Consider the following 12427-nt stretch of genomic DNA (forward strand, 5'->3'; position numbering starts at 1 on the left):
TCTTAAGTAGTATATACCAAGATTTAACGCACTTTCTGCCTAAAATATGCAGTGTTTTGCCAGGAAAGGCAACCAAGATGTTTTCACTTAAAAAATAGGGTCGGTATGATTTTATGACGGACAAACGAAATATTGTAATTAAAGTTAAATATCCGGTATCTGGAAAAGCAGCAATAGATTCGACGCCAAAGATGGTAACGGAATGGAATGTTAAAAGGATATTGATTGCCGTCAGTGTACTGGTTCTGATGTTAATCTTACTTATATATATTATTAGTAATGATGAGCAAAAGGCCGAAGTAGATAATGCTGCAATTATGGTTAATGCTATAGATAAACCGGTAACGCCACAAGTTGCGGTTAAAGATATTGAAACTAAAAATCTGGCTATACCCAAACAGGAAATTGAAAAAACCAACTCTTCGGTTAAGCAGAAAAAAGAGTCTTATAAAAAAACTGCCGATATGCCGATTAATAAAGTTATAAAAAAACCGTCCAATGAAAAAGTTATTATTTCAAAAGCTGCTCATAATGTGCCGAGAGCAATATTAACTTATAAAATTAATAATAAAGAGCCCGCTGGCGAAATAGGGCGTAGTGTAGATGTTGAGCATAATAAACCAATATGGGTTTATTACTTTACTGAGTTAAATGCCATGAAAGGTAATAAAGTTTATCATGAATGGTTAAAAAATGGCGCAGTTGTTTCCAAGCAGGAGTTGGTCGTATCCAGCGACTCATGGCGCACTTCAAGCCGCAAATTATTGTCTAATTCTGAACGAGGTAACTGGGCTGTAAGACTAGTTGATAAAAATGGCCGATTATTAAATGAAAAAAATTTTAAGGTTGAATAATTATATAATTGCTATTGAATATTCAATATATTTGTAATTTAATTAATGATATTATTTATTTTATTCTTTCTTATTTTGAGGGCTGACAAATGACTGAATATCAAAATCTTTCTGAACGTGAATTACAAGCTGTCATCGAAAGCGCAGAAAAAGCATTAAAAAATAAACAGGCTAATAAGCGTAAAGAAGTTATAACGCAGATTAAAGAGTTAGCAGCGTCTATTGACGTTGTTGTAGAAATTCATGAGCCAGAAAAGAAACCTGGCCGTAAAGGGGCAAAAGTCGCCATTAAATATCGTCACCCCAAGGATCAAAACCAGACATGGACTGGTCGTGGTGTGGCGCCTAAATGGATGCAGGAATTGTTGAGTGCGGGGCATGATCGCTCTGAGTTTGAAGTCTAGCGTTTGGAATATATCTAAACAATGCACTCGCATGGAAACGCTGAGTTAAATCGGCGCGCTGCCGTTTCCATGCTTTTAGATTGATTTACCGAATTTAGGCGCCTGTTCTCTTATCCCGGTTAAAGTTTGTTAATCGCGGATACTTCACATTGCATTCATAAAAAAGTCATGCATCTCCGTCTGGGAACAAGGTGCAATTTTTACAATTGTCAGTTTATTGCTGTCAATGAAAACATCCCTCTAAAAATACACAAGACGCCAATCAATTCTATGATATAGTTCCTCTTAATGAGAATGATTGTTGATAACTTTTAGAGCGGTTGGTTTTAATGCACATTATTTCGATATTTGGTTTATGGCAATAAGCTTAAAAAACCTGATTGCCGGCGATACGGGAAAAGTAGTCGGTTTTGAACAATCCGGCAAAGCTTATCGAAAACGCTTGCTGGCTATGGGCTTGACGCCGGGAACCGAGTTTAGCATTACTCGTTTTGCACCGATGGGAGATCCGGTTGAAATTAAACTGCGTGGATTTTCATTAACCCTGCGTAAGGATGAAGCGGCAATATTGTTGATAGAGAAACTCTGATGAAAACTGATTTTACAGTTGGCGTTGTAGGCAATCCGAATTGCGGCAAGACTACTTTATTTAATGCGCTGACCGGCGCAAAACAGCATGTTGGCAACTGGCCCGGCGTTACGGTCGAAAAAAAAACCGGCGAATACAGCTTTGATCATAAACTTATCAAATTAGTCGATCTACCTGGTACCTATTCATTAGAAGCCGCCGACGACCAAGTCTCTTTAGATGAAAAAGTAGCGCGCGATTATGTTGCCTCCAAGCAGGCCGATTTAATCATTAATATTGTCGATGCTTCCAATCTGGAACGAAATTTGTATTTGACCTCGCAACTTATTGAGATGCGGGTGCCGATGATTTTAGTGCTTAACATGATGGATGCCGTTAAACAACGCGGCATTAAAATCGATGTCGATTTTCTTGAACAATTCCTAGGTTGTCCGGTTATTCCGATTATTGCCTCAGCCAAGAACGGTATCGGAACATTAAAGGCGGCAATCAATAGCGCTGCTGTCATCAAGCCGATACCTGCACTAAAAATCGGTTATGCTCCTGCTCTAGAGCAAGCCATTAATGACATTTCTCCATTGCTGGTTGAAGCCGCGCAACAACATCATTGCGATCTGCGCTGGCTGGCCGTCCGCTTGCTGGAAGACGATACCCTGGCCAAACAGATCGTAGAGGCGGCTTCAGTCGCCCAAGAGCAAGTAAATTCGCCTCTACAGACAGCTGTGCAACTACAGCGCCGGGTAGAAATGGAAACCGATGATGAAATAGACATTCTCGCCGCCGACGCCCGCTACGGGTTCGTCAATGAATTAGCCGGTGGTGCAGTCTGCAAATTAAATGAAATAAGCCGCCATACGACAGACAAGATCGACAGCATCGTCTTGAATCGTTTTTTAGGCATCCCGGTTTTTCTTCTGGTCATGTACGCGATGTTCATGTTCACCATCAATATCGGCAGCGCTTTCGTCGATTTTTTCGATCAATCCGTAGGCGCTTTATTGGTCGATGGACTAAGCCTCGTGCTCACCAACCTAAATTGGCCGCAATGGTTTATTGTATTAATCACCAATGGCATAGGCGGCGGCATTCAGGTGGTCGCAACATTTATCCCCATCGTCGGCTTCTTGTTTATGTTTTTATCGGCGCTGGAGGACTCCGGTTACATGGCCAGAGCTGCTTTCGTGATGGATAGATTCATGCGCATGATCGGCTTGCCCGGCAAATCTTTCGTACCGATGATTGTCGGTTTCGGTTGCAACGTTCCTGCGATTATGGCGACACGTACACTGGAAAGCCAGCGAGACAGGATATTGACCAACCTGATGAATCCGTTCATGTCCTGCGGAGCCAGATTGCCGGTTTATGCCTTATTTGCTGCCGCGTTTTTTCCTGTTGGGGGACAGAACCTGGTGTTCGGCTTGTATTTATTGGGTATTGCGGTCGCGGTTCTGACCGGTTTAATCATGCGCCATACCCTATTTAAAGGAGAATCAGCCCCTTTTATTATGGAATTGCCCGCCTACCATATGCCCACACTGCGCGGCGTTTTTATCAGAACCTGGGACCGGCTTAAATCGTTTTTGTTCAATGCGGGCAAAGTTATCGTACCGATGGTGTTAGTGCTGAATTTTCTTAATGCACTAGGCACAGACGGTACATTCGGCCAGGAAAACAGCAATAAATCGGTATTAAGTGAGATCGGCCGCAGTCTGACCCCGGCGTTTAAACCGATGGGCATAGAAAAAGACAACTGGCCTGCAACAGTTGGGATTTTTACCGGCGTCTTAGCTAAAGAAGCGGTAGTAGGAACTTTGGACGCCTTATATAGCCAGCTTGGATCGGCCGGTTCAAACGCGGACAAAGCGCCGTTCAACCTTGAGCAGGCTTTAATCGATGCCTGTTTAACCGTGCCAAAAAACCTGCAAGACGTCGCAGACAACCTATTAGATCCTTTGGGCCTGAATATCGGTACTGTCGATGATATGGCGGCGGCGGCCACCGAGCAGGAAGTCAACACCGGCACCTTTGCCGCGATGCAGCAAAGCTTTGACGGCAAATCAGGGGCTTTCGCCTATTTGTTATTTATTTTACTGTATGCTCCATGCGTCGCGGCAACTGCTGCAATCTATCGTGAAACCAACTTAAACTGGACTTTATTTGTGGTGTTCTGGACGACCGGCATTGCCTACATGACCGCAACAATCTTTTACCAAACGCTGACCTATAGCCTGCATTCTGGCTATTCATTAGTCTGGATAGCAGGATTAATCATTGCATTTTTCGCCGTATTACTCGGTCTGTGGTTGTTCGGTAAAAACAGCGATGCGGCGGCGGGAGTAAAGCAAAACCGGGAGTCTTTAAGTGATCCTGTCTGATCTGAAATCCTATTTAAAGGAGCAGCGCAGGGTTGCATTGGCGGATTTAATCATTCACTTCAACATCGATGCCGATGCCCTGCGAGGCATGCTGGACAAATGGATCAGCAAAGGCAAAGTGCGTAAATTGCCGTTGACTGCATCTTGCGGCACCAGTTGCTGCCAGTGTGACGCCTCTTTAACAGAGATTTATGAATGGGTTGATGAGTGAAATTCTGCTCATCATTTTAATATTTGGATAAAAACGAAGGATATTGTTGTAATTGAATTTATAGATTTTAGAATTTTGAAAATCCGCGGATATGGAAATATCCAAAAAAAATCACCAGCATTGCAAAATATGCGTTCCATATTGTAAATAATACCCTCCCTCTAAACAGAATATAGCTTTTTACTGACATCTGTCAGTCAAAATCTTTGTGACATTTAATATGCTCATGCTAAAGTTAAGTATTCTTACATATCCCCTAACATAAGGGCTTAATTATTTAGCTCCAAGAAGATTGAAACGTTCGCTTGAAACTTGCGAATCGTTATCGTAGGGGCGATCCGTTCTGACAACACTCATGGATTTGCCAATATGTACCAATTCCTGGTTAACAATCTAAAAATCTCCTCGCGCTTGTTTTTAGGTTTCGGTTTGCTGTTGCTGTTGGTCGTCTTGCTGGGCGGAATGGCATTGCAGAGCATCACTACCCTGACTATCTTGATGAACCATATCAATGATCATCCGCTGAAGGTCATCGACGAAGCGCAGCAGGGCAAAACTAATGTGCTGACCATTCAGCGCGACATCAGGGAGTTGATTAGGCCTGATCGCAAGGAAGAACCTGAAGCTCTGATGCGTAATATAGCCAAAATGGATCAAGAACTGGATGCGCATTTGGAAGTAATACGTTCCCAATATTTGGGACCTGCTGAAGATGTTATTCAGTTGAAGCGCGCACTGTCCGATTGGCGGCGGCTGCGCGATGAGGCAATGATACTCGAGCGGTCTGGGGGCCAGTTAGAAGCCATCGCCAAGTCTGACTCGGAACGACGGCGTTTTGCGCTGGAAACCGAGAACAAATTTCAAGACGTTCTTGGTTTTGCCCGGGCCAAGGCCAATTCGTTCCGGGAAACCGCCGATGCAGAGAGGAAAATGGCCATAACGCGTTTGTCGGTCACTATGGCAGCGCTGGTTATTTTAGGCATATTAGTTACTTGGTTCATCACCCATAGCATTGTTAAACCGCTGGAAGTGCTGCGTCGGCGCATGACCGACTTAGCGGCAGGCGATTTGTCTGTGGAAATTCCATTCCAGAAGGGAAGCTCAGAGTTAGCGGCCATGGCCCGGGCGGTTCAAGTATTCAAAGAGGCGGCTGTAAGGCTGGAAAGTAAGCGCTGGCTTAAATCGACGCAGTCGCAATTGAACACATTATTGCAAACCGCCACAACGTCCCTGGATTTGGCGCAGCAAGCGATAAACGCACTGGTTCCGCAACTGGGCGGAGGGGCAGGAGCCTTTTATTTGTGGAACGATGCTAACGAGAGCTTGGAGCTGTTGGGTAGCTACGGACTGAAGAAACGCCGCCATTTAGGAAGCGCCTTCAAGCTGGGCGAAGGACTGGTGGGGCAATGCGCGTTGGAGCGCAAGGCTATTATTCTCACCGAGGTGCCCGACGACTATGCCCGTATTGTTTCAGGCATTGGCGAAGCGCCGCCGAACACTATTTTAGTGGTTCCCGTGCTGTCCATGAACAAGGTGTTGGCGGTGATTGAGATCGGTGCATTCCTGCCATTCACCACAGACCAGCAAGCCCTGATCGACGAAATGTTGCCTAACATTGCCCTTAACCTGGAAATCCTCGATCGTAACAATCGCACTCAGCAGTTGTTGACGCAAACACAGCAACAGTCGGAGGAATTGAGGGCGTCTGAAGAGGAACTGCGTGCACAAAGTGATCAGCTCCAAACGGTCAACGAAGAACTTCGCCGCAAAACCGACACTTTGCAACAACAAACTGAGGAACTGCGCGCCTCGGAAGAGGAGTTGCGGGCGCAGCGAGAGGAACTACAGGCCACCAATGAAGAGTTGGAGGAAAAGAGCCGAGGCCTGGAAGAGCAAACCAAACTGCTGGAGCAGGCACGGGTCGAAGCGGACAAGCGCGCCTTGGAGCGCGATACCGCCAGCCGTTATAAATCCGAGTTTCTGGCCAATATGTCGCATGAGCTGCGCACACCGCTCAACAGTCTTTTGATTCTTGCCCGTTCCTTACGGGATAACGAAGAAAATAACCTGACGGCGGATCAGGTGGAATCGGCGGATGTTATTCACGAAAGCGGCATGTCTTTGCTGCGCTTGATCAACGACATCCTTGATTTGTCCAAGGTGGAAGCCGGAAAGATGGAAATTGCTCCCGCCGACATTGATCTGAAACAATTCGCCGCCTCATTGTTGCAACGTTTCCGATTGCTGGCGGAAACTAAAGGTTTAGAGTTAAAGGTGACGATTGATGCCGATTTACCGGAGTTACTGCTCGGCGACTCCGGTAAGTTGGATCAGATTATCAATAATCTGGTGGGCAACGCTATCAAGTTTACCGAGCAAGGCAGTGTCGCCGTTACTATCAAACGGCCGACAACAGCTGCTCTTGCCAAAGCAGGTTTTTCACCTGACAGGGCGATTGAAATAAAAGTCTGCGACACCGGCATCGGCATACCTGACGACAAGATCGAGTCGGTCTTCCAGGCCTTCGAACAAGTCGATGGCAGTTCAACTCGTTCCTATGGCGGCACAGGCTTGGGACTGACTATATCGCGCAGGTTGGCCCAGTTTTTAGGGGGCGACATCAATATCGCCAGCACCGAAGGCAAGGGCAGTACTTTCAGTCTGCTCCTGCCTTTGACGCCGCCAGTTGGGACAACCGACAAACCGGTTGAAGCGACTCCGGCATCGCCGGAACCAACGACAGTCCCAAGCACTATTGCTTCCTTTTTTGTTACGCAACAGAAAATCGAAGACGATCGCGACAACATCACGCCGAAGGACGAAACGATTCTGGTCATTGAGGATGACGATGCTTTCGCCAAAATTGTTCGGGACTTATCCAGAAAGCGCGGTTTTAAGTGTCTGGTCGCGGGTGATGGCGTCATTGGGCTGGAGCTGGCCAAACGTTATAGTCCCACAGGCATAGTGCTGGATGTGGGCTTGCCACGTATGGACGGCTGGACGGTGATGGAACGCTTGAAACAGCAACCCGAAACCCGCCACATCCCGGTGCATTTTATGTCTGCGACCGACTCCGGACAACGAGGCTTGGAGATGGGCGCGGTGGGCTATTTTACTAAGCCGGTCAGTAAGGTGCAGATCGAAAACGCCTTCGATCGTATACGGCACTTCGCTTCTTCCAGCGACCGGCGGATACTGCTGGTCGATGACGATAAGGGAACCCATAAGGCGGTGTCTTCGTTGTTGGGTAGCGCCAACGCCGAAATCGTTGCGGAAACGAGCGGCGAAGCCGCTTTGATCCGGTTGGAAAACGGTGAGCAGTTCGATTGCATGATTTTGGATTTGGGGTTGCCGGGTATCAGCGGTTTAGGCCTATTGAAAGAATGCGCGCGCAAGCACCTGATCATGCCGCCGGTCATTGTCTATTCCGGTTGCGACTTGTCCGAGCAGGACACCCTGGCGTTACGTGAATATACCGATAGCGTGGTCATCAAGGGCGCCCGTTCGCCGGAGCGTTTACTCGACGAAGTGACGCTGTTCCTCCACAGTGTCCATTCCAGTCTGCCTGCTGCACAGCAACAAATGTTGCGCAAGCTGCATGATAAAGATGAAGGCCTTGCCGGGCGTACCGTGCTGATTGTGGATGATGATATGCGCAATACCTTTGCTTTGTCCAAGGTGTTGCGCGCCAAAGGCTTGAATGTGTTGATGGCTCAGGATGGCCGCAAGGCGATCAGCCAGTTGGAAGAAAAAGCGGATATTGACTTGGTGCTCATGGACATCATGATGCCCGGCATGGACGGTTATACGGCCATTCGCGAAATCCGTAAGCAAGCGCAATTTCAAACGTTGCCGATCATCGCCCTCACCGCCAAGGCTATGTTGGGGGATAGGGATAAGTGCCTGGACGCGGGCGCCAACGATTATTTGTCCAAACCGGTGGACATCGATAATTTGGTGGCGATGATGCGCCAATGCCTGTCGGCCTGAGCTAATGGAAGAATCTAAAATTCAGGATATTGAAATCAGCCTTTTCTTGGATGCTTTGCTTCAGCGGCATGGTTATGATTTCGGCAATTATGCCAAAGCCTCGATAAAACGGCGCGTGTTGGGGCTGGCGTCGGCACAATGCCAAAGCGTGGCGGAGCTGATTCCAAGACTGTTGCATGAAGAGGATTATTTAGCCGAGGTGATTTCCCAGCTGTCGGTTCCAGTTAGCGCAATGTTCCGTGACCCGCCGGTGTTTAAAACTTTGCGGGAAACGGTGCTGCCGCTGCTGAAAACCTATCCGCGCATTAACGTCTGGCAGGCAGGATGCGCTACCGGCGAGGAAGTTTTTTCGCTGGTCATTATGCTGGAAGAGGAAGGATTGCTGGAACGGACGCAAATTTACGCGACGGATATTAACGACATCGTTTTGCATAAAGCCGAAGACGGCATTTTTCCTATGCGTAATTTGGCGGAATACGAAAGAAACTATAAAAGCGCCGGGGGCAAAGCCATGTTCTCCGATTATTACATTGCTAATGATGAATTTTTCCGTATCCATGAGCATTTGCGGCAAAAAATTGTTTTTGCTCACCATAACTTGGTTTCAGACGGCGTTTTTTGCGAAGTTCAGCTTATTTTGTGCCGCAATGTTCTTATCTATTTTAATGATGAGTTGCAAAAACGGGTGCTCAATTTGTTTCATAAGAGCTTGGTTCGTAATGGCTTTCTTTGTCTCGGCACCCGTGAAAGCCTGCGCGCTGTTGAAGCGCAGCATATATTTACTGTTCACAATCAGGAATGCATGATTTTTCATAATCAGGGAATCCTGTCCTAGATAATGCGGGCTTCTATTTTGCATAAAAACGAAAGATGTCAGCCCGGTAGCCAAAATATCGAAGCAGTGGTTATCGGTTGTTCGGCGGGAGGCTTGGATGCTTTACGCGTAGTATTGGGGGGATTGCCGATAGGGTTTCCGGCTACAGTGATTATCGTGGCCCATACTGCTCCCGGCGGCGACAACCTGTTGCCGTCCCTCCTTGCCAAGACCTGCCGCTTGCCTGTCAGCGAAGCGCAAGAACGGGAGTCCGCTTTATCAGGACAGGTATATGTTGCGCCGCCCGACTATCATTTGCTGATTGAGACGAACCGCACCTTCGCGCTGTCTGTGGATGAGCGCGTATGCTTTGTAAGACCATCCATTGATGTGTTGTTCCAGTCGGCAGCCGACGCTTATGGTGAGCGGCTGTTTGGCTTGATTCTCACCGGAGCCAACTGTGATGGTGCTCAAGGTTTGAAATCTATTAAGGAAGCTGGAGGAGTTACCTTGGTTCAAGACCCGGTCGGCGCTTATGCCGATACCATGCCCAAAGCCGCTATCGCTACCGGTGCTGTCGACAAAGTTTTGCAACTGAATGATTTGGCCGGGGAAATACTTAGCCGGATATAACACTTAGAAAATTGTTATTCGTAACTACTCAGCGTTCTCAAATGCAATGGAACGCAGACGCCAAAAGTAGGCGCCTCTAGGCGACGCGGATGAGTATGATGAACGCAGTAAAATCTTATTTAATCATAATTATCAGCGTCATCTGCGTTCCATTTTTCTAAATGCTGAGTAGTTACGAATATTTTTTAAAATTTCTATGGTTTGAATCGAGCGATGTTTGAAAAACCGAAAATTCTGATTGTCGACGACAATCGTTTTAACCTCATTGCATTACGCAAGCTGCTCAACCGCTTAAGTTGTGACGTGGTTGAAGCAAATTCAGGTAATGAGGCATTGGCTTATTGTATCAATCACGATTTCGCATTGGCGCTGTTGGACGTCGACATGCCCGGCATGGATGGTTACGAGGTTGCCCGGTTGTTAAAGGAGGAACCGGCCACCCAAGATACGCCTATCATCTTTGTCACTGCGACTTATGAGGATCATGAACATCAACTATTAGGTTACAAGGCCGGCGCTGTCGATTACATACAAAAACCAGTGGACGATTTGATTTTGTTGTCCAAGGTGGAGATTTTTATCGAACTCTATAACAATCGTCAGGTAGCCCGGCGCGAACTGTTACGTAGTGAAGCCATGCGGATTGCTTCATTGGAAAACGAAGTGCGTTTCCGCCAAGCTTTGACCGATGCGCCGGTTCCTATCATGCTGCGTACCGAGGATGGCGAAATAGTGTTGCTCAACCGGATATGGACGGAACTGACCGGCTATACCATCCATGATATAGGCACAATCAAGGATTGGCTCGTAAAAGCCTATGGGGAAGATAAGCTGGAGGAGATGCAGCGAGTCATCGAACGCCAGTTCACCCAAGATAACTGGAGCATCCTGGGCGAGTATAATGTGCGTACCGCCTATGGCACCCAGCTGATTTGGGACATACGTAGCGGGCCGTTGGCGCCGTTGCCCGACGGACGGCGGCTGGCCATTACCATGGCCGTGGATATGACGGAACGCAAGCGGGCCGAGGAAGAAATGCGGCTGGCCTCGCTGGTATTCCAAAACAGCAGCGAAGGCATGACGATTACCGATAAAGATGGAACTATCATCAGCATCAATCCGTCCTTTGTCGCACTGACCGGGTACGTTCAGGAAGAAGTTATCGGCAAAACTCCCAAAATTCTCCAGTCGGGCCGGCATGACGCGGCGTTTTACCAAGCCATGTGGAACGATCTTAATACTACCGGCCATTGGGAAGGAGAAATCTGGAACCGGCGTAAAAACGGCGAAATATTTGCCGAAAGACTTACCATCAACACCATCTACAACGAGGAAGGCGCTCCCCACCGGCGAGTTGCACTATTTTCCGATATTACTCAGAAAAAAGCCTCGGAAGAACTTATCTGGCAGCAAGCCAACTTCGATATCCTGACCGGCCTGCCTAACCGGAGCATGTTTCATGATCGGCTGGAACAGGAAATGAAGAAAGCCCATCGCAATAATTCGCTGTTGGCGCTGATGTTCCTTGATCTTGATGAATTCAAGGCTGTCAATGACACTCTTGGGCATGATATGGGCGATGTTTTGCTCAAGGAAGTCACGCAACGGTTACGTGCTTGTGTACGCGAAACCGATACCGTGGCGCGTCTGGGAGGAGATGAATTTATCGTTATATTGACCAATCTGGATGAGCAATACCAAAAAAATGTTGAAGTTGTTGCAGAGGCTATCCTACACAAACTCGTCCAGCCTTTCTCCTTAGACAACAAACTTGTTCATATATCGGCCAGCATCGGCATTACCTTTTACCCGGACGATGCCTCCACTTTCGATGAACTGCTGAAAAATGCCGATCAAGCGATGTATGCAGCCAAGGATCAAGGCCGCAACCGTTACCACTATTTCACTCCCGCAATGCAGGAAGCTGTACAGAAACGCATGCGCATCGCCAATGATTTGCGTATAGCACTAGCCAATAACCAGTTTCAGCTTTATTACCAGCCTATCGTGGATATGGCAACCGGCGACATCCGCAAGGCGGAAGCGCTGATCCGCTGGCAGCACCCGGAATACGGTCTTATTAGTCCGGCAGCCTTTATTCCCATTGCCGAAGAAACCGGCATGATCATCGAAATCGGCGACTGGGTGTTTCGGATGGCAGCCGATCAGGTTGCGCAATGGCGTGCGTCGTATTGTGCTGAATTTCAAATCAGCATCAATAAATCTCCGGTGCAATTTAGCGGCAGAGGCCTGTCCCGCGACGTATGGCTGGATCAACTTAGCGAACGGGGCTTGCCTGGGGAATGTATCGTTATAGAAATTACCGAGGGTTTATTACTGGACGCCAGCAACTCCACAAAAGACAAACTGTTGGTTTTTCGCGATGCGGGCATACAAGTAGCCATAGATGATTTCGGCACAGGCTATTCGTGTCTGACTTATCTACAGAAACTCGACATCGATTACCTCAAAATCGATCAGGCATTCGTTTTCGATCTGACGCCAGGCTCTAAAAACATGGCGCTCTGCACGGCAATCATCGTCATGGCACACGAAC

Annotated in this window: 9 protein-coding genes; all 9 read left to right on the forward strand. The window is 47.5% G+C overall.

Annotated features, from left to right (window positions below):
* Positions 1-113 precede the first annotated feature (113 nt).
* Positions 114-854 (forward strand): DUF2914 domain-containing protein, encoded by a 741-nt coding sequence (locus EPO18_RS03010; protein WP_292430333.1) that lies wholly within the window; start codon positions 114-116, stop codon positions 852-854.
* An 89-nt stretch (positions 855-943) separates the two neighbouring features.
* A complete protein-coding gene (locus EPO18_RS03015; RefSeq protein WP_292430336.1) occupies positions 944-1258 on the forward strand; it encodes an H-NS histone family protein in 315 nt (104 codons plus the stop codon).
* 355 nt (positions 1259-1613) lie between these two features.
* Positions 1614-1847: a FeoA family protein gene (locus EPO18_RS03020; RefSeq protein ID WP_292430355.1), complete on the forward strand. Its 234-nt coding sequence runs from the start codon at positions 1614-1616 to the stop codon at positions 1845-1847.
* Positions 1847-4222, forward strand: coding sequence for a Fe(2+) transporter permease subunit FeoB (gene feoB / locus EPO18_RS03025; RefSeq protein WP_292430338.1), 2376 nt, complete (start codon positions 1847-1849; stop codon positions 4220-4222). Before EPO18_RS03020 ends, feoB begins: the two co-directional genes overlap by 1 nt.
* A complete protein-coding gene (locus EPO18_RS03030; RefSeq protein WP_292430340.1) occupies positions 4209-4433 on the forward strand; it encodes a FeoC-like transcriptional regulator in 225 nt (74 codons plus the stop codon). The genes feoB and EPO18_RS03030 overlap by 14 nt, the downstream gene beginning before the upstream one ends.
* Before the next feature lie 369 nt (positions 4434-4802).
* Entirely contained in the window at positions 4803-8423 is a 3621-nt protein-coding gene (locus EPO18_RS03035) for a response regulator (RefSeq protein ID WP_292430343.1), read from the forward strand.
* 4 nt (positions 8424-8427) lie between these two features.
* Complete coding sequence (locus tag EPO18_RS03040) at positions 8428-9258, forward strand: CheR family methyltransferase (protein ID WP_292430346.1); 831 nt, start codon at positions 8428-8430, stop codon at positions 9256-9258.
* Positions 9259-9276: 18 nt separating this feature from the next.
* Positions 9277-9870, forward strand: a complete 594-nt coding sequence (locus EPO18_RS03045; protein WP_292430349.1) for a chemotaxis protein CheB — start codon at positions 9277-9279, stop codon at positions 9868-9870.
* Between the two features lie 213 nt (positions 9871-10083).
* Positions 10084-12427, forward strand: a 2344-nt coding sequence (locus EPO18_RS03050) for a two-component system response regulator (RefSeq protein WP_292430351.1), incomplete at its 3' end; no start/stop codon positions are given.

Origin of the sequence: Methylobacter sp. (assembly GCF_004322395.1) — a bacterium.
Taxonomy (GTDB): Bacteria; Pseudomonadota; Gammaproteobacteria; order Methylococcales; family Methylomonadaceae; genus Methylobacter_A.